Genomic DNA, 22,792 nt, shown 5'->3' on the forward strand with positions numbered 1-22,792 from the left:
TTAAAGCAAAAAAAGAAGACCATTGCCGGTCTTCTTTTAAAAGTTGTTATTATGCTTTAACGATGTTTGTTGCTTGTAAGCCACGTTGGCCTTCTTCAACGTCGAAAGTCACTGCTTGACCTTCATCTAAAGTTTTGAAGCCGTCGCCTTGGATAGCTGAAAAGTGTGCAAATACATCATTGCCATCTTCACCTGTAATAAATCCAAAACCTTTATCTGCATTAAACCATTTTACTGTACCGTTATTCATAAACGTATACCTCCATATTACACATCGTGTGTGTTTATTTTTGTAATAGAAAATGATGTGTAATTGAAGTGTGTATCAAAAGATAAACAAGTATTAACATATCAGAACTTTACTTTTATAGAATACCATGCCAGAAGAAAAATAGCAATGATAATGCCGCTTTTCTTTTTCGATACTCGTAAAACCTTAAGTTTTCCTTGGCAACAACTTTTCTAATCCTGTCTCTAGCTCTTTTACCACCTTATTCCTTTCACATATCCTTTGCGCTTTGTAGAATATTTGTAGAACACGCGACGCTTTTGCGTACATAAGAACATGTAAAATAGCGAATTCTAAGACAGTGCTATCTAGGCTATTGTTTCAAGTACAAGATTCAACGCCAATCGATACTTGCCTCTTGCAGAAACATGCACCGAACAATTCTTTTATTTTATCAAACTTGTCTCTGGAAACTTTAAGGAAATTTTTAGCCTTCTTTTTATTCTAGTTCTATTTAAAATTATTTAAAAGTTAGTAGAGAAAATCCCCAATGACTCGCTGAAACGTAAATTGATTCATAGATGTCCTTCTCATTCCTGTAAAGATAATTTCCATTAAAGCTGCCTTTCTCATAAATTTTTCTTTCTTGAAACTGGATTATGATATTTTCAGTAAGAATTGCTTGATATTTATTAAATTTCTCCTCATTTATGTTTTTTGTTTCACAAACTAAACCCCTCTATGGTATAATCATTTTGTTTTTAAGAAAACTATGGGCATACAAAGGAGAAGGTAACATGAAAAAAACAAAAATCACTTTAATCGCTGCTTCATTGCTAATGGGAGGAACTCTTCTAGCTGCATGTAGTTCTGATAACAATACAACTGCAAGTTCATCAACTGCTGCTTCAACTGCAACAACTGCATCAACAGATGATGTTGTTTCAACAGCTTCAGTAAGTGACCAAACTTCAGTCATTGAAAAAGCATTGAGCGCAGACGGTAACTGGATCGTTGCTGTTACAGACAACATGACTTTCGACAAAGATTTGACAGTTGACGGCGAATTCCATGACAAAGGGGACGCTGCAAATGATATCTACCGTAAATTTGCATTGTACTCTCAAGATGAAAACCGTACAGTAACTGCTGAATACACTGTAACTGTTCCTAAATTAGTTGTTAACTCAGAAAACTTCAACATCGTTAACGGTGTAGTGAAAGGCGACATCGAAGTAAATGCAAAAGGCTTCGTATTGAACGGCACTAAAGTTGAAGGAAACATCACGTTCGCTTCTAAAGAAATTCAAGATTCAGCAACACTTGATAAAGAAGGCGCATCTGTTACAGGTGACGTGAAAGTCAGCGAATAATTTTTTACTGTTTTCTTTGTGAAAAACACTTTCGAAAAAGGAACCTTGGATTTGATTTTATTCATCTCCAAGGTTTTTTCTGTGTTTTTTTATTCTCTGTTTTATCGTTGTTCCCACTAACTTTGTGTAAGTAGCTACAAAGATTTTCTGATAATCTAAAAAATTCCTCCCATCGTTTTTCACTCTGACGCACACTTGCCAAAAATGTTTGACGATAAGAGGATTTTTTACTTCTTGCCGATTAACTGCTTAATTCAATGCTACTCACTCTTCAATAGAAGCCCATTTGTAATCATATTGCGCACCTGCACCATGAGAAACGACTCCTTTGACTTTTGGCGCCCGCAAATGGGCTTCCACGTTTTGGTAAACAGGAATGACACCTTGTTCTGCCATAATGATTTTTTCTGCTTCTAGTAGATCTTGCCAACGAGCTTCAGGATCTCCCGCATGGGTTGAAGCAGCGGCATTCACTGCTGCATCATAATCTGGATTACTCCAACGACCACGGTTATAGGAATTTCCAGTAACAAACAGATCTGTAAAGCTGCTGGCATCTGCATAGTCGGCCCCCCATCCGCCCATTACAACATCAAAGTCACCGTTGTTGGAACGATCTAGCCGAACAGAAAAAGGTACCGGACTCAAGCTGACTTTCACACCATCCAATGTACTTTCGATTGCACTTTGGACATACTCGATCGCTTTTTTAGTCGAGTCGGTATCAGAAGCCAAGATTTCAAAATCTAATGAATCGATTCCTAAAGCTGCTTTGGCTTTTTCCCAGTGTTCTTTCGCTTTGTCTTCATTGTATTCGATCACACTGCCAGCATCTTCAACAAAATCTTTGTTATCCGTCGGGCTGAAAGTCATACCTTCTGGAATCAATCCTGTCGAAGCTAGAGATCCGTCACCCAGAATGGAGGATACAAGTGCATCACGATCGATTGCATAAGAAATTGCTTTTCGCAAATCTTCATTACGGAATGGAGAATTTTCTTCTCGCTGATTCAATTCGATATAAGAGGTCCGGGCCAAAGGCTCTGAAACAAAAGCTTCATCATTTGCCATTTGCTGCGCCAATTCTCCTGTTAAGATCACATCGTCTGCTTGACCATCTTGGAATAGATTCAACGATGTCGCAGATTCTTTGACAACACTGACATTGATGGTTTGTAATTTAACATTTTCTTGGTCCCAATACTGATCATTCTTTTCGTAGGACCATTCCGTATCTGTACCCGGTCCATCAAATCCTGTCAAAACAAATGGGCCATTGTACACAGAATTATCACTGGTCGTTGCATATTGATCGCCTTTTTCTTCCACAATTCCTTGATTTTGCGGGAAGAAAGATGGGAAAGCGAGTAAATAATCAAAATAGGGGGTTGCTTTTTCTAAAGTAATCTCTAATTCGTACTCACTGACTGCTTTGATCCCTAACTCGCTAGGATCTGTTTTTCCTGCAGTGATCGATTCAGCATTCTTGACTGGGGCAAACAAATAAGCGTATTCTGAACCTGTTTCGGCTTTTACTGTCCGTTGCCAGCCGTAAACATAATCCGCAGCTGTTACAGGATCACCATTCGACCACTTAGCATCTTCTCGCAATTTCAATCGGTAGATCAATCCATCTTCACTCACTTCTGCGAGTTCAGCAGCTCCAGCAGGTTGCGGCTTACTGTCAGCATCCAAACGATACAATCCTTCATAGACATTATTCAATGCACTGAAGCTGATCGTATCAGTTGCAAGAGAAAGATCTGCACTAGGCATTTCTTGCTGGACGACAACATTGAAGATCTGTTCCGCTGCTGCTGTTCCATTCGAGGAAGTACTTTCTCCTGTGTTACTCGTGCCTCCTGTCGTACATCCGGCTAATAAGACACCACACACTGCTACCAATCCAAAGGCCCACTTTTTCATTTTCCTCTTCCCCTTAAGTTCATAATTTTCAGAATTTTCTGAAGTTTAATTTGATTTTAATCAATAATTATGATAATTGCAAGAGTTTTTCGCTCGTTTTTTTCAAAAAAGATTAAAAAAAAATTCTTTTTTTCATAAATAATTAATCTACAACCTTTATGTTCTCTTTCAAACAAGAAAAAACTGTGATACGCAAGAGCATCCTATCAGCTCCTTACGTATCACAGTCAAACAATTATCAAGCTTCCATTTTGTAGCTTTCTCTACTATTCTTACGATCTCTTATCACACTAAGAATCGTAGGGATCGCACCAATTGCAGTAAACAGATAGACAAGAGCTAGGTTCCCATAGTATTGACTAGCTTCCAAATAACCTTCTCTTAGCAAGTCAGGCAATATCCGAAATGCATAGAAATAATCAACATTGGTATAATAATTGGCTACACTGATAGACCAATCAATCCGATTGCCTAGATAAACCATGATGACCATAATCAAAACACTACCGATGATGCCTTTGTTGCTCAGCTTTCCGCCAAGAAGTTCATACCCTTTTAAAGCACAGACAGCCATTGCAATACCTGATAATGCCGCTACATAACCTAATTGGCCAAGTAAAATAATGACACCGACCCCAATCAGTGAACCTATAAATGCACCAACTATCCCAGCCAGCCAGTTTTCTTTCTTCTGATTCTGCTCATGCAGGCTAGCAAGCATCGCTTCATTTTGCTTTTTGAAACAAGCACTGCAAGCGATCACTGGCAGCCCACCTATGCTGTAGGTATCTATCGGCGCTTCCGATGTTCCGCAAAACTGACAGACTGTTTGATAGTGATTTTCTTTAAGAAAATCAGTGACTGTATCTAGACCAGCAACCAATTTTTCTTTGGTTTTGGCAACAGTCATTGCCCCTCGGAATGTATAAGTGACTTGGTAACCTTGTACAGAGCAGTCCAATATGTCTTTGGAATCAGTCACTACTTGTCTCACTTGCTCTGAGCTAGGTAGTTCTTGGTTTTTGCTGATCGAAAAAGTTGCTGCGAAAGAATAACTATTATTATTCAATTGTGTCAATATAACTTTATACGAACGATACGTACCGTAAATCACACCCATTTTTGGATCTACCGACAACCCCAACGTCTCCGCAAAACTAGATAATGTTTTTACGAGCTTCTTATTCATTTGTCCTCCTTATAAACGATAGATTATAACAAACGTTATAACTTTGAGTGTAAAATAGAGGCCAAAATCGTGTCAAAAGATACGTTTGTGTATTTTGTAACACGATTTGTTTTCTTTAAGCGATTCCCGATATTACCATCTGCTGGCCTTCAGGAAGTGATCGATAAGACAAATTTCTGAAGAGCAGCTGCAACTCCACTGTCTTTATTTGAAAGTGTAACGGCATCCGCCTGTTCCCTGACTCTTCGTGGTGCATTGGCCATTGCGACCCCTACTCCAGCTTTTAGTATCATAGGTAAATCATTGAAGTTATCTCCTATTGCCAACGTTTGCGCTAGAGGCACGTTGTAATAAGAAGCCAGTTCCATCAATGCTTTTTCTTTTGAAACTTCTCGATGCGTGACTTCTAGGTAATTATCTTTTGAAAGGTAAAGAGCACTCGTCTTCAAAGATTGCTTTTCCCAGTAACCTTTTACTTTTTGGATCTCAGCAGACGTACCGATCAAAAGTAATTTATGAACGGGTATTTGCAAGGACTGTACTAAGGCCAATAAATCTGCCTCCTGCGCTACCTCCTGCGTGATTGCGGCTTCTTTTTTTACCCATTCATCAAGACGATCCACATACCAAACTGTATCTGAATAAAGATTGATAGAAACTTGTGAGAAGTGTGTTCTTGTCTCGCTGATGATTCGCACAACTTCTTTGATGGCAACTTCATGACTTGAGATAGGCGGAGCAGAAAGATTTCCGTTTGCCAGAACTAACGCGCCATTGTAACAAGCCAAAGGATACTCGCTGATTCCTAACGCTTCAGCTAAGTGCTGCATCCCTTTTGGTGATCGTGCAGACGCTAAGACAAAAGGAATTTTACTTTCTTTTAATCGTTGCAGCACCTGTTGTAAGTTTGGGTCAATCTGATGGGTATCATCTAAAATCGTTCCATCAATGTCGCTTACGATTAATTTGATTTCTCTCGTATTCATTTGTGCCTCCTAACTTTAGCTATGACTTTCATTCGACTATCTTCATCCTCAAATTCGCCTAAGGATGAATCCAATTAGTGTGATTTTTTGATTCGTAATGCTTGATTCTTCGCTAAATAAAATGGACGCAAATAAGCGACTGTGTTTGATAAAAGTAGAACATCGGGAGATAGTTGGATGTTCAAGTAGTTTTCGAGATATTCTTTGCGTTTCGTGATACGTTCCCACAGTTCTGGATAATCGGCTTTTAATTCTTGTCGCAGTTCTTGATCAGCTAATGCAATACATTCTTCCGCACTGACACCAGTATACTCAGGAACAGATGGAATGATATCTACTTGGAACATCATGCCGCTTTCTAAAGGTGTAAGAGAGTCCGCGTAGATTGGTGAAGACATCCACTCATCATCCGAAACCAGATGTCCAGGATTCAAGTGCCAGTGATAACTCTTTTTTGGCAGAACTTCTTCAATCAATCGATACATCTCGCCACCCGTTTGGTTGATTCGAATTGCTTCCAACCAAGTGGTGATCGCCTGGTAATACGGTTTCACGACACGTTCAAGGTAATCTTGTTGTTCAGCCGGCAATTGACTTGCTTCTGAAACGACAAATCCCGTGCGACTGGAGAGTCCTCCTTTATAACCAATCGTCATTGAGAAAGGATCACCCAAAGCAATTCGTTTGTGCGTTGGATAAAGATTGGCAAATTCAAATCGTTTACCGCTAGCAGCGATTGGCACCACAGAAGGCATTTGTCCCTCTGCCAACAAATATGCCCCAATTTCGGCTTCTTTTTTGCCAACTTCAATCGCATTCATCGCACTCAAAATACAACGAGAAGAAAGGTTAGCCCCATATTCATAATGAGCGATCTCATTGGCATTGTTGTGACTACGGCTTCCTTTTTCACCAATCAGCAAATAAGCAGCATTTACCACATGACATGTCCTTGTGACTGCCCGTTTGACTGCATCTACGATAAAATAAGGAACATCAAAGAGTGTGGCTGGATCTTCGTGATGCGTCGTGAACATCTTCCACCCAATGATGCCAATTTTTTTCTTCTCTTTAAACCTTAAAGAAGAAAAAACAGAGGATAGTGATTTTTCTCCTGTCATAGGCTGATTCGGCAGCGAAAACTGCGGGTAATGGACTAGCTCTGCCGCTATGCGGGAATGAGCCTGCAGCTTTAAATTTTCATTTCCCAAAATGAGTGTTGCGGCGCCAGTTTTATCTAGAACCAATAGTCCTTCCTCGAATCTTGGCAGGAATCCTGACAGATATTCAAAGTTGCTGCCATGTTCTTTGTCTGCATAGATCACCAACGTGTCAAACTCTTCAGCAGCCATTCGCTCTAAGACACTTAGTTTGCGCTGACTCATGGTCGCATCACTTAAAAAAACTGGAGCGACCTCTTCAAAAATAGGTGGTTCTGGTAAAATGGCTAATTCAATCGCTTTTTTCATGATTAAGACTCCTTCTGATTTACTCTGTTACATAAATGGTCACATTCGCTGCGGCAAGTGCTGCTTGTAACTCGATGTCTGGTTGTTGATCGGTGATTAAAAGATCGATCTCCGGCAGATCACAGACTTTAAAAAAACCAGTCGTTGCTAACTTTGTATGGTCAGCTACTGCAATGACATACTCTCCTTGTTTCACCATCTGACGCTTGACCATGCCTTCTTCTTCCGTATGGATAAATACGCCTTCTGTAGAAAGGGCAAATACTCCTAACAGTGTGTAATCTGCCTGAAATTGGGCAAGTTTGGCAACAGTATCCGCACCATATAAAAATAATTGTTCTTTGTCTAATCTTCCAGGCAAAACCGTAATCGTACTCTGTTTTAGCGCTGCCAATCGTTGGGCATGAGTCAATGAATTAGTAATCGCTTGAAGAGGATAATCTGACAGTTCATTGATCACCGCTTCTACAGTTGTCGATGCATCAAAAATAATCGCAGCTGGCTGTTTGATCCAATGAATAGCTGCTTTAGCAATTTTTGCTTTTATGTCATAAAATTGCCCGGCGCGAGTTTGATAATCATAAATCACGGCTGCAGGGTTCGTCGAAACCGCCCCTCCGTGGGTTCGTTTAAGTACTTGCCGTTTTTCTAATTGAATCAGATCACGACGAATCGTATCTTTTGATACGGATAACAACTTGGACAATCGTTCAATCGAAGCACTTTGCTCAACTGCTAGCACTTCTTGGATTTTAGCTAGGCGCTGTTCCACAAACATCTCTCTGTCATTCCTTTCCACTAAAAAATACAATGCAAAAAATTGCTAAACAATGCAAAAAGATGCAAACGATCTTAAAAAAACTACCTCCAACAAACATGTTGCAGGTAGTTTTGTCGTCATTGTTCTTCTTATTTTACACGAAGCGCAAAGCTGGCTGTTGAAAAACCTGAACTTGCTTCGGTAACCGTGTACCCAGTGCTTGGTGCATGAATGAAGCTGCCGTTACCAGTTGCAATTGCAACATGATACGTATTGCCTTTTTCACCCCAGAATAGAAGATCTCCTGCTTGGGCTTGAGATACAGGGATGATCGTACCGGCACTTTCTTGCGGAACGGTCCAATCGCCAATATTTTTCCCTGTTACTTGTAAAAAGACATAACGAGTGAAACCGGAACAGTCAAAGACATCTGGCCCTTTCCCTCCCCATTGGTAGGGTGTCCCGATATATTTACGGGCTTCAGCTACAATAGCAGCACCGTTAATATTCGTACCGATAGTATTGTTGCCAGAATTGCCAGGATTTGTTGTGGTATTTCCACTGACTTCTTTTACGTAAGCTGCCGTGATCCAGCCACCGCTAGATAACTTATACCACGTCGTATTACCATTGACAGAAGTCCCTTTTTTCTGCGCCACTGCTTTCACTACAGCGTTGCTGCTCAAACTGCTGACAATACTGGCAGTAGTTGAAGCGTTCGAACGAACATTCATCCCAGTCGTAGTCTGTAGATTTTTACTGATTGCTTGTTCGGCAGAATTATTTGATGAATTAGAATTATTGCTGCTTGATCCACCGGTTGATGGACTGCTCGTATTGCTCGCATCTTTGACATAAGCTGCCGTGATCCAACCACCTGTAGATAATTTGTACCATGTCTTATTGCCGTTGACGGATGAACCTGATTTTTGAGCGACAACTTTAACGGTCGTGCTATTGCTCAGACTTCCCACAACACTACCACTTGTTGATGCACTGGAACGTACATTCAATGAAGCGGTGGTCTTGACATTTTTGCTGATTGCTTGTTCTGTAGTTGATGTGTTTCCAGGATTGCTTGTCGTTGAACCGCTAGACACAGCCTGAACATAAGCTGCGGTAATCCAGCCACCATTAGACAATTTGTACCATGTTGTTGTACCATTCACGGAAGTTCCTGATTTTTGAGCAACCACAATGACCGTGGCATTGCTGCTCAATCCCCGAACGACACTCGCACTGGTTGATGCACTAGACCGTACATTCAGTGCTGCTGTTGTTTTGACGGTCTTATTGACAGCTGTTTCTCCGCTAGTACTGTTGTTGGAAGAGTTGCTGTTGCTGGCGGTTGTTACATAAGCGCCAGAGATCCAGCCCCCAGATGACAACTTGTACCACGTTGTGTTCCCATTGACGGAAGTTCCTGATTTTTGAGCAACAGCTTTGATCGTGGTATTGTTCCCCACACCGTTGATAATTCTCGCACTGGTTGAAGCGTCTGAACGCACATTCAGTGAAGCGGTCGTTTTAAATTGTCGATTGATCGTTGTTTCTGACGATCGAGCAAGAGTTGTCGTTGCAGTTGATTTAGTTGACTTTGCTACTTCTGTTTCATTTACTCCTGTAGCGTTGGCCTCTGGTGCGTTGACCAAAGTTGTGAATACACCTGATGTAGAAGCTAACACCGTTGTAACCCCTATACTTTTTTGAATAAAAAGTGATCGTTTTTGTTTCACTAAACGCTTACGGATTGCTTTTCGAGATTCCAATGAAACACCCCCTCCTTTTCATTCTATCAAAATCGATTGATTTTTAACATCTTTTTTCTGTCTGTAACATTTATTTAATGTAGGTTTATTCCTTGGCACCGAAAAATTTTCTTTCTAAACCCACGTTTTACCTATACAAACGATACAAATACAATTCTATTTTAAATGAAAAAAATATAGAACGCTATCAAAACGAATGAACCCGACTGTTTTTTTGGAAACTAGAGTAGCTCCTATCAAATAAACAAGGTAGGCCAATTTTCTTCAATAATCCTGCCATCTACTCGACATTTATTTGCAATCTAGTCCTTTTTTCTTCACAAATACTATTTTAAAAAGCGTTAAAGCTTTAAAAACAAAAGAGAAACCGTTTTAATTCTTTGTGAAATTATGCTATAGTAAAAAAAAGGAAGAGGTGACTTAAAATGAAAACGAAATCGAAAGAAAAAGTTTATGCCGAGCGTCAGCATAGTTATAAGCAAGAAAAAGAGGAAATTTTCAAAAAAGCCCTTGCTTCTGTACCAAAAAAAGACAAAAAATCCGCCGCTAAAGACAAACGATGACCCTTATCTGCCTGCGACATTTACTTTAGGCTGCTTTGTAGCTTGAAAAACATGCCTGACTATTCAACCGATCCGAGTAGACTCTCGGTTCGGCTAAATAATCAGGTATTTTTTGTGTCGTTAAAGCTTTAAAGATCCCGTCATTCCTTTGACAAACCCTCGTTGCATAAAGAGAAAAAGGACTAATGTAGGGATCGTTGCAATGACAATTGCTGTCATCTGCACGCCATAGTTCGCAACATAAGAAGCCGATGATAAGTTCGATATCAGCAACGTCATCGTTTGACGATCTTCTGTCTGCAAAAAGATCAGCGGGAGCAAATAGCTATTCCATGAGTTCATAAAAGCATAGATAGCCGCTGCTGCATAAGTTGAGCGCATCATTGGAAAAACGATCCGAAAGAAAATCGTATACTCACTTGCTCCTTCGATCCTGCTGGCATCTAAAATGCCATCGGGAAAGGACTTGAAATTTTGACGAAAGAAAAAAATCAGGAAGAGATTATTGACTAGCGGCAAAATAACGGCGATATGCTGATTTACAAGATGCAGGCCTGACATCATCTTAAACAATGGGATGACTAATGCAGCCAGTGGAATCATCATGCACAGTAAAAAAAGCGAGTAAATCATTTCACTGCTGCGGGTTCGAAATTTCTCAAAACCAAATGCCGCCAATGATGTGATCAGTAAACTAAATAGAACAGTAATTACAGAAATCTTGATCGAATTCCACATGATCAAGGAAACATTATAGTTAGAAAATAGTTGCTGAAGGTTCGTGATCAGCTGATTTCCTAGTGTGAGTTTTCCAGCAGCAATCTGATTCGATGTATTCGTCGCTCCCGCGATCATCCAATAGAAAGGAAAGATAGAGACGAATGCCGCTACGATCAAAAAAAGATATTTTATCAGTGTATTCACATTTCGCTTCATCGCTGCTCCTTTCTGCTTATTGTCGGTCGTCTTTTGCTAATTTGAACTGCGCATAGGATAAGACCGCAATGAGCACTACCAACGCCCACGACAATGTTGCTGAATAACCAAAATTTGAGGTATAGACAAATGAATGATTGTAGATCAGTTGTGCTGCAGTCAATGTCGCATTTGAAGGGCCACCGCCTGTTAAATTCACCACTTCATCAAAGAGCTGAATCGTTCCGATCGTCGATGTGATTGTGGTAAAAACAATCACTGGCTTCAATTGAGGAATAATGATCCTAAAGAACTTCTGAAAGCTGTTTGCGCCATCTATATCCGCAGCCTCCAACGTATCATCTGAAATATTTTGTAATCCTGCTAAATAAAAAATCATGTTATACCCTGTCCAGCGCCAGCATAAGGCAATGATCACCGTCACTTTCGCCCAAAAAGGGCTATTTAACCAGTCTAACGGTTGTTGGATAATTCCAATTGCCAGCAAGCCCCGATTAATGATCCCACCGATCTGGAACATCATCTTAAACAAAACCGCATAAGAAACCAGAGAGGTGACACTTGGCAGAAATAAGGCAAGCTTAAAAAAAGTTCGTCCAACTAGTTTTGGTGTATTCAACACAAAAGCTAGTAAAAGTCCTAAAAACACCATGATTGGCACTTGAAAAATCAAGAAAACAAAATTGTTGAATAATGCTTTGTGGAAAATGGTATCTTGAAACATCCGAACGTAATTGCCTAAACCAACAAAAACGGATTGCAATCCTTGCATCGTATGAAGAGATAAATAAATTGAATAAAGAATTGGATAGATCATGAAAATACTGCTTAAGATCATTGCAAAACTAATAAATTTCCATACTTCTCGCCTTTTTCTCGAAGGATCCATCTTATTCACTCCCTGCTAATGCAAATCGGCTACTCGCCGACTTGCATTGTATAATTATTTTCGGCTTCTTCTAGCATTTCGTCCAAACTCAATGCATCATCAAAATAACTCTGCATAACTCCTCGAAGAGCATCAACCGCTGCTTGCGTATTGTTGCCATAGTCGACACCAGGGATTTCAGCCATCCAACTCGAAAAATCTTTATAGATGGGCGCATCATTGAAAAATGGGTCTTTGTATTGATACGCATCCCCTTTTTGAGATGGTAAATACGTTCCCACTGCCCCATTCTCGACCAATATCTCTTGATAAAATTCATCATTGCCTGCAAATTCTGTCTTCAAGAAATCCATTGCCAGTTCTTTATTTGGCGAATCGTTCAAAACTAACCAGCTTGATCCGCCTAGGTTTGAATAGGGGGTCGCCCCATCAACTGTCTCTAATTGTGGCAGATGTGTATAAGCCCACTTGCCTTTTTGATCCTCCGCGGAACGAATCGTTGCTGAAAACCAAATGGCAGAATTAACCGCCGCGACTTCACCACTCGTAACTGCTCCGATTCCCTCAGGAGCAAAATAATCTACCGGTTTTGCTAACTCTTTCTGGTCAATCTCTTTTAGGATCGGCATCATTTCGCGGATCGCTGGATTGTCTTTCAAGAAAATTTTGCCCTCTTCATCGAAATACCACAGTCCGGCAGACTGCATCGCCATCTGCAGATAATGGGTCCCACGGTTGGGAATGAATGCGACAAACCATTTACCGGTCTTTTCTTTCACATCTTCACCGATAGTGACAAATTGGGACCAAGTCAAATCTTTCATATCTTCTTCACTGTAGCCTGCCTCACTTAAATAATCGGTGCGATAATATAATCCGGCAGAACCAGAATCAAATGGGACTGCATAGATTCCCTCCTTATAGGTAGCATTCTCTACTTTGTATTCGGCAAAATCAGCAAAGTCGATGGTATCAGATAACTCCGCAAATTTCCCTTCATAATTCGTAAGATAACTTTGTACATCATAATCATCCATCAAAACGATATCAGGCAATCCTTCTGATACCCCCGACGTGAATCCAGAAACCATTTTTTGCTTTGTGTCCTCATTCGACATTTCGATGACATTCACTTTAATCTCATCATGCCCATCCTTACGGTAGTACTCCCCTGCTTTTTCCATAATTGGAATATTGAAATTCGTATCCCAAGCCCAGACAGTCAATGTCTGCTCATCTGAACTAGCAAAATCTCCTGATTCACTACTCTCATTATTACTGGAACAACCAACAAGCAACGCAAAGCTCAATATACTATATAGAAAAATCAACCTTTTTTTCATTTTTCTCTCCTCCTATTTGCTTTTTCCTAAAATCCCAGCAAAGGTGCAATAGAAAGCGATTGCACCTTGCTTTTATTATAGATATCAGATGAAAAAAACCAAATAATTGAATTTCTGTTGATAAAAATGAATAAATTTGAGCCATGATGAATGGAAACAAAATATGAAAGAAGTGCAGAACAATGAGATTAAAATGAGAAAATGATATAGTAGTGCTAACATACAGGAGGTGAGCAGATGGTTTTTACGATTATTCTAAAATTATTCTTTGGGTTATTTGGCTTATTGTTGGTGGCAAGACTGTTAGGGAAAAAGACACTGTCGGAAATCACACCTTTCGACTTGATTTATACTCTCGTTTTAGGCGGAATTTTAGAAGAGTCGATCTACGATGACAACGTTTCGGTCTTCCATGTCCTTTTCGCTATCGCTTTGTGGGCACTGTTGATTTACTTTATTGAAGAATTTGTTAAAAAAAATGAGACAATCAATCGCTGGTTGAAAGGCGAACCGGCAGTCTTGATTCACAATGGTCAGCTCAATATACAAGAGATTACCCGCAATCATATCGAAATGGAGCAGTTGCGAACCATGTTACGGCAACAACAATGTTTCTCCCTTGCAAATGCCAAGTATGTTGTACTGGAAAACGCGGGGCAAATCAGTGTTTTAACACATTCAGAGGATGAGCAAACATTGGCAATCATGCTGGTTGACCAAGGAAATATTCAATATCCTGTACTGCAATCCCATCATTTGAGCGAAACTTGGCTACGAGAAGAATTACAGAAACAAGGCTATTCTTCTTTCAAAAATCTTATTTATGTAGAGTGGTCCCAAGACAATGGGTTTTATATCATCACCAAGGCAGAGACGATCCAGGCTCGCTACCGAATCGATGGCTAAAACAATCATTCGATTTTAAGATACTTTTCCTCTTTAGGAAGATGCCATCAGGAAGATACCATCCATCAAACAACTATTTTCGACGAGTAATCACTTAGCAATCAGCATGAGCAAAAAAGACTTACTTTAAAAACGTTATTTTTTCCTCACTGCCTCTTCATAGAGATTTCTTTGTTTTCTTGGAATTTTTTCAGATGAAAGAAGTATTCTACTGAATTAGATGGAGGTGAAGGGATATAGAGGTAATTGGTGGATTGATTTTTTGGATTCCTGTTTTATTGTTTCTTATTATCGGATCGATATTTATTACATGGCGAAAGAATGTCGTTGTACTACTCTTTCTTTTGATACCATTTTTGTTTTTTTTACTAAATGTTTTTGATCATCATCATTATGAACCCATGTCTGATTTGATGTACAATCTTTTAGGACTAGCTCTTTCAACGATTGCTATCATCTTTTATTTGCTTTTTCAAAGCAAAAAGAAATAGAGTCTATGCCATAAGATCTTCGACAAACGGATATCCCATCGGTGACGATGTCCCGTTGTACTCCAGTCGAATCTTGTAACAAAAGAGCGATGATTCAACGATCAATCAGATGTTTTTTATTTTTACTAAGATTAAATAAGTGAACGAATACTCACTCAAATAAAAGATATCCCAACAATGAGAAATAGTTAGCCCGTCTTCACGATTTTATCGCGAGTATTGGCTAGCTACTCTTAGGCGGGATATCTTTTTTCGCTTGAATCTTCTTATACAAAGCAGAACTCAATTTTTTCACTAGGGCCTTAGCTATTGCTATAATTGCAGGCAACTAGTCCACTTGTTCGATAGTCGTTGTCCCCCAGTTCATGACATTTGCAACATGGACATACCCATCATAAAGATTTAACAGCAAAGCGATTGCACAGACAATATAAACAAGTCGATAAAAAGAATTTGTCTTCTTGTTGCGCCAAATGGCAAAACCGCTTAGGAGGATGCCTAAAGGAAAGATGAATGAGGATACGCCGGCTAAAAGCAGCAAAATCAATCCTTCATCTTTATCAGAAGACATTTGTTGGGTGATAAAACTCAACTTCTTCTTTTTATCTTCAATTTCCACATTATTCTTTTGAATTTGTTCTTTCAATTGTTCATTTTCCTGCAGCAATTCATCAATCGATACTTGATAAAGTTTGCTTAGTAAAACTAAATTATCAATATCTGGATAGCCACGCCCATTCTCCCACTTAGAGATCGACTGACGAGAAATCTTTAATTCTTCTGCTACGGAAGCTTGCGACAATCCGCTTTTCTCACGATATAATTTTAGTTGTTCCGCTAAGGCCACTAATTTCATCTCCTACACCTATTACTTTACAACTAGTTTACCATTAGAAATGGTTGCGGTCACGCTTGCATTTGTTGTAATCGTTCCAGCTTTTTGTTTAAAGCTGCAAGTAGCCTTAGTAGTCGTATGGGTTAATGAACTCGAAAGAATACTTCCTTTCAATGCTTTGATGCTCAAATTTGTCGCCGCTGTGATCTGTTCTTTTGAGTTGATCTTTACATTATAAGAAGCAGTCCAACTTCCTTTGACTGTCTTAGACACTTTATAAGTTCCTTGAGCAATTCGTGCAAAGGGTTGAATATATTCAACAGATAGTACGACTTCATCACCCGCTTCATCAATATAAGATATCTCTTGAGAACCGACGCCAGCGGTCATTTCATAAACAAGCTCATCTGTATTCTTTTCATCCGCTGCAGCTGTGACAGACACCCCCAAAAAACCTAAAAAACAGGCTACTAAAATAACTAATTTCTTCATAAAAACACTCCTCTCTTATTTGTTTTCACTTTATCGCTTTTCTTGAAATATAAGGAGAAACTATAGGTTTACAGGGGGAAACCATTGGTTTACATCCTTCATTTCCCTTTCATTGTAAACAAAAGGTTGCTTCTTTTCTATAACAATTACTGTAATAATGGAAAAGTACGATCTGTGGGGAGGTGTCAGAATGAAAAGGCAAAATAAAATCCTATTATTCAGTTTTAGTCTGCCGCTTTTTAGTGTTTTTTTCGGTCCAGTATCTAGCCAACAATTTGGTCCCTTGTACGAATATGCTTTTGGCTTCCCGCTAAGATTCATCTGGTATAGGAGTATCAATGAACCTCTTGAAAGTCATTGGGCACTCTTTTCCTTTGAAAAGATCGCTCACTTGCAAGTTGATTTACTTGGCTACTTTCTTGCAGTGCTGCTGACTTATCTCGTTTCCCGATTTTTGTTCGAGCAACTCTCACAATGGCTGCATAAGCATGTGCAAAGCGGACTATTATAAATAAAAGGAATGTTTTCGTTAAGAGGATAAACCCTTTCTCAATCCACAAAGACAATACGACCTCAAGATGTCGTAGGCGAAAACAAGTTCCCCCTATATATTGTGGATAAAACTGTTAATATGTGCATAACTCGGTCTTTGACACGCTGTTTTACGAATAAAACGGCCCAACAAGTATCCTTTTCACAGATAAATGTTGGGCTGGTATCTTAACTCATCCTCATTTTCCAGCAGACCTTCGCAAAAAATTTTTTGCCTTGCTGCTAAACTTATTTCTGTTATTCGTCATTCTCGTGCTATCCATCGATCTCTTTCAGTGCTGCTGACGGCACGTCTTCTTTGGCAATTTCTTCATACGTCTCAACATGTGCCCCTTTATTCGTCAATTTCAAAAAGCGCTCTGTCTTCAACACTTGTAAGCCTTCAAATTCTATCATTCGAGTCTGGCCATCTGCCGTGGCAGCTACTTGTTTGTAATGAGCAGTGCCATAGCCGTTGACCGATTCAGGCGCTTGCGTTTTTACATACATTTCGCTTTTTGGAACAAGTGGATTCAATTGATCTAAAATTCCTGCCACCTCTCCCGATGCTCGGTTAGTGTACAACATGATTCCCCCGCACAGAAGTAAGAAAAACAAACCAATGGATAAGATTGCTCGTACGATTTTTTTCATCATATTCTCCTTTCGTCTCTCTTTCTATCTTAGCAAAATAAAAACAGGGGAAATCGGCCTTAGGTCCCAATCCAAAATAACAAAATTGAAAGGTTGCCGTAAGAAAACTTCTACAACTTATTGATATTTGCTTAATACTGCTTATCCAGCTAGGCAACAAAGGCAAAGAAGATTACAATAATTAAAAAAAGGAGTACCTATATGCTTACACATTTCAATCTTATTGCTATTCTTTTGGCAACACTTGCTTTTATGATCAGCGGGAGCTTACTTTATAATCCAATCCATGCTTGGGGGCGCTTTTGGGCAAAAGAATCTGGCATGCTAAATAAAGAAAGTCATCATATGTCTGCCGGCGATGTCGTTTTTACTTTTGGCGGGACAGCTGTTGGCGGACTATTATTGGCATTTACACTAGGACAAGTCACCTATTGGTTCAATAAGTTTGACCATGACGGTTGGATGATGACGAGCTTGCAAGTGGCCTTTTTGCTATGGCTGGGCGTATTTGCTGTGGCAACTTTCGTAAATGCAGCCTATGCTGGACAAAGCAAAAAACTGATTGGTCTGCATTTATTGAATGGTGCAATCGAGTTAGTCATTATGGGAATCATCATTGGCTTGTTTCCAGTGGTAGGTTAACAAGCTGATACGCAATCATAAGCAAGTGTTTCTCAAGCTATCGGGGGCAGAAAAAAACAGGTAATGTAAACCAATCAGTGAAAACCTGTCGTAAGGTATGAGTGGGCTAGCTTGTCGTTTTTTGATTATTCTTGGGCCAAAAAAAGAAAGAAGGGATCACCATCAACTACCTGCCCAATCTCTTGTCCATTGCACGGATCGCGTTAGCTGGTCTTCTATTGATCAATCAGCAGCCTTTGTTTTCAGTCTGCTACCTCATTTGCGGATTGACGGATGTTTTAGACGGATTTATTGCACGAAACTATCGATTGCAAACGACCTTGGGCTCAAAACTAGATAGTTTAGGTGATTTTGTTTTTTGGTCCATTGTCCTATTTCTTTACATTAAAACTAAGATCTATCCAGATTGGATCATTTATGGCATTGTCTTAGTCGCTAGCATTCGATTTCTTAATTTGATTTTGACTAAAGTTAAGTTTGCTCAGTGGGGGATGCTGCACACATTGAGCAACAAGATAACAGGTCTTGCCTTGTTTCTCCTGTGTTTCGTGGCATTTACTTTTGGTGACGTATCAGGATATATTTGGGTCGTGACATTCCTGCTCGCTTTGTTTTCATCTATAGAGGAAACACTGATTGTCTGGCGCAGCACTTATTACGAACCGAATCCAAAAGGCTTTTTCACTGTTTCTCATCAATCCAGCTAAATTTTAGCAACAAGAGTATCAAAAAAACGTCCAGCTGTAATAAGAGCTGGACGTTTTTTGCGTACTATCTATTATGAATAGTAATGTTTATTTATTTTTTAGCGTATTCTGAAGCTTGGACCCCTGCTTGACGACCAAAGACCATGATATCAGCAACTGCATTTCCGCCGATACGGTTTTGTCCGTGAATACCACCAGTTACTTCTCCAGCAGCGTATAAACCATCAATAACAGAACCGTCTTTTTTCAAGACTTGTGTATTGGTATTGATTTTTACACCACCCATTGTGTGGTGGATTCCTGGTGCGATTTTGATTGCATAGTAAGGACCAGTTGTTAAGTCATAATCCATTGCTGTTTCTCGACCAAATGCTTCGTCTTTTTTATCTTTAACAGATTGATTCCATGTATCTAGTGTTTTTGCCAATGTATCAGCGTCCATGTCGATTTTCTTCGCTAAGGCTTCGATCGTATCTGCTTCAACGACTACACCTTGTTCTTTGTAGAAATCAACTTGTTTTGCTCGACCTGCTAATGCATCGTCAAAGATCAAGTAAGCATAGCTTTCTGGAAGAGCGGTAATCGCCGCAGAAACATTGTCGCGGGTTTCTAATTCGTTGTAGAAACGTTCACCTTGTTGGTTGACTAAAATCGCACCTTCTCCACGGACTGTTTCACTGACTAACATCCCTGTATCTTGAACAACTGTTGGGTGAACTTGAATTTGATCCATATCGACTGTTGCACCGCCAAGAGATTCAATCATCTTGATGCCGTCACCTGTACTGCCTTCAGATGTTGTGCTGACATAGCCTTTTAAATCCGGACGATATTTTTCAATCATTTCTTTGTTTGAGCCAAAGCCACCAGTGGTAACGACAACTGCATTCCCATTGATCGTTTTTTCTTCATCACCGATTTTTACAGAAACGCCAGTGACTTTTCCGTCTCTTTCGTTGATTTTCTTCACATCAGCATTCACAAACAAAGGAATTTCCTTTTCATGGATATTTCTCAATAGTCCATCTACCAAGTAGGTTCCGACAGCAGAGCCGTCATGTGGACGGTGGATACGTTTGACACTTGCACCACCACTGTAGCTGATGTTGTCTAATGTGATTCCCATGCCGTCTAACCAGTCAATGGCTGAAGCTGAGTTATCGACTAAGTAGTGTAAAAGTTCTTGGTCATTCGTACCTTTACCACCTTTTAGTGTGTCATCAAAGAACTGTTGGTTGCTGTCTTCGATTCCTTGTTCTTTTTGGAATTTTGTTTCAGAAGCATTCATCCCACCAGAAGATTTCAATGTGTTTCCGCCTGCGATCGGCATTTTTTCCAAGATGACTGGATTCATCCCAGCTTCTTTGGCAGATAAAGCAGCTGCCATTCCGGCACCACCAGCACCAACAATGACAATGTCATATTGATCTTTTAGTTCAGAAGGATCGGTATATTCTTGTTCAGATGCACCTGAAGCCACTTCTGTTTCGCTTGATGATGCTGAACTTTTTGCTGTTTCACTATCTTTTGTCGCCCCGTTACTACCACAAGCACTGAGCAATAATAAACTTGCAGCGCCAATGACCAATTTCTTTAATCCACTTGTTTTCACTTTTTTCCCCCAACTTTCTTTCTTTTGTTTGATTGTTCTTTGATTCTTCCACTGAAAAAGCAGCGCTCTAGCACTATTGATTGTTACTTTATTAACAAACAAGAATAAAAAAATATTTTGACTATTAACAATTTCAATTGCTTTAAAATCAGCGTTATCATCTAAGAAACAAACCCAACATATTTATATAAACATAATAAAAATAGAAAATAATAAAATCACGCTTATATTTTGTGTAATTTTTCATTAGTTGTTCTAATCGAAATTTCATTTACTGTGTATATGTCCCCATTGATCAGCGGTGCATACATAGAAATATATACACACCGCAGGCAAAACCTTAGGAATTTTTCTTTGATTGCTTCTGGTCAAAATTTATTTGATTGCTTCTATTCTTTACTTGCCAACTGCTAGTTGCTTTTTTGGAACGATAATTTTCTACATCTTTATTACACAGAAATATCCTTAGCGCTTTCATGATTTTCGAAAACGGCACTGACTACTTGTTGCGAAAAAACAATCACATTCTCCTGCAAGATGTGTTCTCTTCTGATGGATTCGATTTTCTTTGTCAGACGTTCAATCTCTAAACTGTCGATCGCTCCACTCATGTAGATTGCCGAACGATTCTGGTAGGTGTTTGAGATAATGATGTCTGGCTCTTCAACTAGTGATTCCGCAGCAATAAAATCAATATTATAAAGAGCGGAGAAGATCTTTTTCAGCTGCATAATGAAGAACTGTTCAAATGAGAAAGGAAAATCTGTTTCTACAGAAACAATGATCTTTTTCTCAAATAAAGTAGGTGTGATCAGAGCCGTGTAGGCAAGAACATATCGTAAGAGCAGAAACTCCTGTTTTTCTGTAAGTTGCCCTGTTGTGCTGCCAAAACAAATGGTACGTATTTTATTCACAAGCACTGGGTAGTAGTGTCTGTAATAGCGGATGATATCTGAATCGGAACCTACTTCCAGGAATCCTTCAAAAGCGTCATAAAAAGAATGCACCGCCAATAAAATGCCGAAGACATTTTTCTCATTTCCGCCATTTAACGGCAATGTCAATTTTTCTGAGAGACTGACTGCTTCTAAATACACCTCTGCTTTTTCTCTTTCCCAAAAATCGATGATTTGCTTATAGGTCGCCTTTTTAGCGTAAAACTGCGTGGAAGTTTGCATCATCAAAAATAGAAAATAAATGCTTTCATCTCTAAAAAAGCTATACTGAAAGAAAGAATCTTTGATATTTTGAAACTCTTTTTCAAATAGATCTTGAGTCATATTGATCGACCATTGAGGCATTTCCTCCATTTTCAAGCGGTTGCCTTTTTTATCTCTGAGGATGTTGATCGCAATCAAGTAGCACCATTTATCCACGATCGATTGCTTCAGTTGAAAATCAAAATTAGGTAAGATTCGCTGAACGAATAATTCTCTGATATGAGCATAATTCAATTCGGGGTAGGGCCACTGACCGCCTTTACAAATCGTCCAAAAAAAGGAATGACCAAAGTAACGAATTTGGCTTTCGGACCCTTCAATCACGATTCGTCTATTTTTGGTGCCTATCTTTAATTCAAAGCGTTGCAGACTACGGTTGATGCAAAGAAATTTTTTTCTTAGGTTTGAAAGGCTTATGTAATTCAATTCACAAAACTCTTCAATCTTAATTCTTTTTGACAATAGACAGTTCTCGATCACTTGATATATGACTGACTGATTATAAATTTCATGTTGTATATCAAAATAAATGTTTTTATTGCCACTAAAAGAGCACCCTAATGCTTTTTTGATTTTGATTGCTTGCGGATTGATTTTTTGCAATTCATTAAGAATACTATCCGTTGTTTTTCGATTCACATTCAGTCTTTCTGATAAATTAACGATTGTTACAAAACTATTTGACTGATAAATATAACGCAAGCAATTGACCATTAATTGGGTTCGCTTTTCAAAAAGATCCTGAATAATCATGTCTTCCTCCTGCATTAAATAGAAGTTCGTTCATAAGTTGCTTTCTTTCATACTCATATAAACTGACAAAACGATTAAATATATATATTAATTTTTAATCTATTTTTAAACATTTGTCGAATAAGTCGCTCATTCTTCATCTGTTCTATGTAGTGCGACTCAACAAAGGAAGAACGCTCAACTTTTTACTGTTATAAAAAAAGGCATCTGACTGCCTTCTCTGACCTTAATTCTGTAATTGATCCTCCCTACTACTTAAGTGCTTCCTTTCAGCCATCAATTTTTAATGAGAATTTAACTCCACTAACTAAAAATTATAAAGTTAATCTGTATCTTGAGAAACCCAATTCGGGAAAATGAACTCACTTTTTTTTACATTGTCACTAGAAATGTTTTGGCAGGAACTCCTATAAATGCAGGAAAATTATTGTTAATAAAGACCTTTTTATCGCTGCTTTCGGTTAGCCATTTACTGACGATAATTATCCATGTGATGCTTTTATACTTTTTCAGGAAA

Annotated in this window: 21 protein-coding genes; 6 read left to right on the forward strand and 15 right to left on the reverse strand. The window is 39.1% G+C overall.

Annotation, left to right across the window (positions count from 1 at the left end; translation table 11 throughout):
• Positions 1-49: 49 nt before the first annotated feature.
• Positions 50-250 (reverse strand): cold-shock protein, encoded by a 201-nt coding sequence (locus tag EGX73_RS01515; RefSeq protein WP_003125681.1) that lies wholly within the window; start codon positions 248-250, stop codon positions 50-52.
• A 776-nt stretch (positions 251-1,026) separates the two neighbouring features.
• Here EGX73_RS01515 and EGX73_RS01520 point away from each other — a divergent pair.
• Positions 1,027-1,602 (forward strand): polymer-forming cytoskeletal protein, encoded by a 576-nt coding sequence (locus tag EGX73_RS01520; protein ID WP_005470607.1) that lies wholly within the window; start codon positions 1,027-1,029, stop codon positions 1,600-1,602.
• A gap of 264 nt (positions 1,603-1,866) precedes the next feature.
• On the opposite strand, the gene EGX73_RS01525 is transcribed toward EGX73_RS01520, so the two are convergent.
• From EGX73_RS01525 to EGX73_RS01550, 6 genes are all read right to left on the reverse strand, one after another.
• Complete coding sequence (locus EGX73_RS01525) at positions 1,867-3,528, reverse strand: peptide ABC transporter substrate-binding protein (RefSeq protein ID WP_003125679.1); 1,662 nt, start codon at positions 3,526-3,528, stop codon at positions 1,867-1,869.
• Positions 3,529-3,766: 238 nt separating this feature from the next.
• Positions 3,767-4,717 carry a hypothetical protein gene (locus tag EGX73_RS01530; protein ID WP_123866662.1) on the reverse strand — a complete coding sequence of 317 codons (951 nt, stop codon included), beginning with the start codon at positions 4,715-4,717 and terminating at the stop codon, positions 3,767-3,769.
• Positions 4,718-4,866: 149 nt separating this feature from the next.
• Positions 4,867-5,703, reverse strand: coding sequence for a Cof-type HAD-IIB family hydrolase (locus EGX73_RS01535; RefSeq protein WP_003125677.1), 837 nt, complete (start codon positions 5,701-5,703; stop codon positions 4,867-4,869).
• A 74-nt stretch (positions 5,704-5,777) separates the two neighbouring features.
• The gene (locus EGX73_RS01540; protein ID WP_123866663.1) at positions 5,778-7,172 is read right to left on the reverse strand and encodes a Xaa-Pro peptidase family protein; all 1,395 of its coding nucleotides are present in this window, start codon (positions 7,170-7,172) and stop codon (positions 5,778-5,780) included.
• A gap of 19 nt (positions 7,173-7,191) precedes the next feature.
• Positions 7,192-7,950: a DeoR/GlpR family DNA-binding transcription regulator gene (locus EGX73_RS01545; RefSeq protein WP_003125675.1), complete on the reverse strand. Its 759-nt coding sequence runs from the start codon at positions 7,948-7,950 to the stop codon at positions 7,192-7,194.
• A 131-nt stretch (positions 7,951-8,081) separates the two neighbouring features.
• On the reverse strand, positions 8,082-9,701 hold the full coding sequence (locus EGX73_RS01550) for an SH3 domain-containing protein (protein ID WP_003125674.1): 1,620 nt from the start codon (positions 9,699-9,701) through the stop codon (positions 8,082-8,084).
• A gap of 425 nt (positions 9,702-10,126) precedes the next feature.
• On the opposite strand from EGX73_RS01550, the gene EGX73_RS15885 reads away from it, so the two are divergent.
• Positions 10,127-10,264, forward strand: coding sequence for a hypothetical protein (locus EGX73_RS15885; protein ID WP_021150289.1), 138 nt, complete (start codon positions 10,127-10,129; stop codon positions 10,262-10,264).
• A gap of 120 nt (positions 10,265-10,384) precedes the next feature.
• On the opposite strand, the gene EGX73_RS01555 is transcribed toward EGX73_RS15885, so the two are convergent.
• Genes EGX73_RS01555 through EGX73_RS01565 form a run of 3 tightly spaced genes read right to left on the reverse strand, consistent with a single transcriptional unit; the run spans position 10,385 to position 13,432 of the window.
• Complete coding sequence (locus EGX73_RS01555) at positions 10,385-11,200, reverse strand: carbohydrate ABC transporter permease (protein ID WP_003125672.1); 816 nt, start codon at positions 11,198-11,200, stop codon at positions 10,385-10,387.
• 16 nt (positions 11,201-11,216) lie between these two features.
• Positions 11,217-12,089 (reverse strand): carbohydrate ABC transporter permease, encoded by an 873-nt coding sequence (locus EGX73_RS01560; RefSeq protein ID WP_005470603.1) that lies wholly within the window; start codon positions 12,087-12,089, stop codon positions 11,217-11,219.
• 29 nt (positions 12,090-12,118) lie between these two features.
• Positions 12,119-13,432, reverse strand: coding sequence for an ABC transporter substrate-binding protein (locus EGX73_RS01565; protein ID WP_005470601.1), 1,314 nt, complete (start codon positions 13,430-13,432; stop codon positions 12,119-12,121).
• Between the two features lie 237 nt (positions 13,433-13,669).
• Here EGX73_RS01565 and EGX73_RS01570 point away from each other — a divergent pair, with 237 nt between their 5' ends.
• On the forward strand, positions 13,670-14,338 hold the full coding sequence (locus EGX73_RS01570) for a DUF421 domain-containing protein (protein ID WP_003125669.1): 669 nt from the start codon (positions 13,670-13,672) through the stop codon (positions 14,336-14,338).
• An 819-nt stretch (positions 14,339-15,157) separates the two neighbouring features.
• Here the strand turns inward: EGX73_RS01570 and EGX73_RS01580 are convergent.
• The gene (locus EGX73_RS01580) at positions 15,158-15,676 is read right to left on the reverse strand and encodes a helix-turn-helix domain-containing protein (protein WP_003125666.1); all 519 of its coding nucleotides are present in this window, start codon (positions 15,674-15,676) and stop codon (positions 15,158-15,160) included.
• Positions 15,677-15,697: 21 nt separating this feature from the next.
• Complete coding sequence (locus EGX73_RS01585) at positions 15,698-16,156, reverse strand: DUF5626 family protein (RefSeq protein WP_003125665.1); 459 nt, start codon at positions 16,154-16,156, stop codon at positions 15,698-15,700.
• A 190-nt stretch (positions 16,157-16,346) separates the two neighbouring features.
• Between EGX73_RS01585 and EGX73_RS01590 the strand changes: the two genes are divergently transcribed.
• Positions 16,347-16,667: a hypothetical protein gene (locus EGX73_RS01590; RefSeq protein WP_003125664.1), complete on the forward strand. Its 321-nt coding sequence runs from the start codon at positions 16,347-16,349 to the stop codon at positions 16,665-16,667.
• A gap of 296 nt (positions 16,668-16,963) precedes the next feature.
• Here the strand turns inward: EGX73_RS01590 and EGX73_RS01595 are convergent, their stop codons facing one another.
• Positions 16,964-17,341, reverse strand: a complete 378-nt coding sequence (locus tag EGX73_RS01595; RefSeq protein WP_003125663.1) for a YxeA family protein — start codon at positions 17,339-17,341, stop codon at positions 16,964-16,966.
• A 201-nt stretch (positions 17,342-17,542) separates the two neighbouring features.
• Between EGX73_RS01595 and EGX73_RS01600 the strand changes: the two genes are divergently transcribed.
• Positions 17,543-17,983 carry a DUF1761 domain-containing protein gene (locus EGX73_RS01600; protein ID WP_003125662.1) on the forward strand — a complete coding sequence of 147 codons (441 nt, stop codon included), beginning with the start codon at positions 17,543-17,545 and terminating at the stop codon, positions 17,981-17,983.
• 131 nt (positions 17,984-18,114) lie between these two features.
• Positions 18,115-18,690: a CDP-alcohol phosphatidyltransferase family protein gene (locus EGX73_RS01605; protein WP_050762646.1), complete on the forward strand. Its 576-nt coding sequence runs from the start codon at positions 18,115-18,117 to the stop codon at positions 18,688-18,690.
• A 91-nt stretch (positions 18,691-18,781) separates the two neighbouring features.
• On the opposite strand, the gene EGX73_RS01610 is transcribed toward EGX73_RS01605, so the two are convergent.
• Both EGX73_RS01610 and EGX73_RS01615 read right to left on the reverse strand, forming a co-directional pair.
• Positions 18,782-20,302 carry a flavocytochrome c gene (locus EGX73_RS01610; protein WP_123866664.1) on the reverse strand — a complete coding sequence of 507 codons (1,521 nt, stop codon included), beginning with the start codon at positions 20,300-20,302 and terminating at the stop codon, positions 18,782-18,784.
• A gap of 449 nt (positions 20,303-20,751) precedes the next feature.
• Positions 20,752-22,275, reverse strand: coding sequence for a helix-turn-helix domain-containing protein (locus tag EGX73_RS01615; protein WP_227173286.1), 1,524 nt, complete (start codon positions 22,273-22,275; stop codon positions 20,752-20,754).
• Between the last annotated feature and the right edge of the window lie 517 nt (positions 22,276-22,792).

This window comes from Enterococcus sp. FDAARGOS_553 (assembly GCF_003812305.1).
Classification (GTDB): domain Bacteria; phylum Bacillota; class Bacilli; order Lactobacillales; family Enterococcaceae; genus Enterococcus_D; species Enterococcus_D gallinarum.

What these genes read in the sequence shown, in the direction of transcription:
- EGX73_RS01515 (WP_003125681.1), bottom strand. Translation starts at nt 250, where the DNA reads ATGAATAACGGTACAGTAAAATGGTTTAATGCAGATAAAGGTTTTGGA.
- EGX73_RS01520 (WP_005470607.1), top strand. Translation starts at nt 1,027, where the DNA reads ATGAAAAAAACAAAAATCACTTTAATCGCTGCTTCATTGCTAATGGGA.
- EGX73_RS01525 (WP_003125679.1), bottom strand. Translation starts at nt 3,528, where the DNA reads ATGAAAAAGTGGGCCTTTGGATTGGTAGCAGTGTGTGGTGTCTTATTA.
- EGX73_RS01530 (WP_123866662.1), bottom strand. Translation starts at nt 4,717, where the DNA reads ATGAATAAGAAGCTCGTAAAAACATTATCTAGTTTTGCGGAGACGTTG.
- EGX73_RS01535 (WP_003125677.1), bottom strand. Translation starts at nt 5,703, where the DNA reads ATGAATACGAGAGAAATCAAATTAATCGTAAGCGACATTGATGGAACG.
- EGX73_RS01540 (WP_123866663.1), bottom strand. Translation starts at nt 7,172, where the DNA reads ATGAAAAAAGCGATTGAATTAGCCATTTTACCAGAACCACCTATTTTT.
- EGX73_RS01545 (WP_003125675.1), bottom strand. Translation starts at nt 7,950, where the DNA reads ATGTTTGTGGAACAGCGCCTAGCTAAAATCCAAGAAGTGCTAGCAGTT.
- EGX73_RS15885 (WP_021150289.1), top strand. Translation starts at nt 10,127, where the DNA reads ATGAAAACGAAATCGAAAGAAAAAGTTTATGCCGAGCGTCAGCATAGT.
- EGX73_RS01555 (WP_003125672.1), bottom strand. Translation starts at nt 11,200, where the DNA reads ATGAAGCGAAATGTGAATACACTGATAAAATATCTTTTTTTGATCGTA.
- EGX73_RS01560 (WP_005470603.1), bottom strand. Translation starts at nt 12,089, where the DNA reads ATGGATCCTTCGAGAAAAAGGCGAGAAGTATGGAAATTTATTAGTTTT.
- EGX73_RS01565 (WP_005470601.1), bottom strand. Translation starts at nt 13,432, where the DNA reads ATGAAAAAAAGGTTGATTTTTCTATATAGTATATTGAGCTTTGCGTTG.
- EGX73_RS01570 (WP_003125669.1), top strand. Translation starts at nt 13,670, where the DNA reads ATGGTTTTTACGATTATTCTAAAATTATTCTTTGGGTTATTTGGCTTA.
- EGX73_RS01585 (WP_003125665.1), bottom strand. Translation starts at nt 16,156, where the DNA reads ATGAAGAAATTAGTTATTTTAGTAGCCTGTTTTTTAGGTTTTTTGGGG.
- EGX73_RS01590 (WP_003125664.1), top strand. Translation starts at nt 16,347, where the DNA reads ATGAAAAGGCAAAATAAAATCCTATTATTCAGTTTTAGTCTGCCGCTT.
- EGX73_RS01595 (WP_003125663.1), bottom strand. Translation starts at nt 17,341, where the DNA reads ATGAAAAAAATCGTACGAGCAATCTTATCCATTGGTTTGTTTTTCTTA.
- EGX73_RS01600 (WP_003125662.1), top strand. Translation starts at nt 17,543, where the DNA reads ATGCTTACACATTTCAATCTTATTGCTATTCTTTTGGCAACACTTGCT.
- EGX73_RS01615 (WP_227173286.1), bottom strand. Translation starts at nt 22,275, where the DNA reads ATGATTATTCAGGATCTTTTTGAAAAGCGAACCCAATTAATGGTCAAT.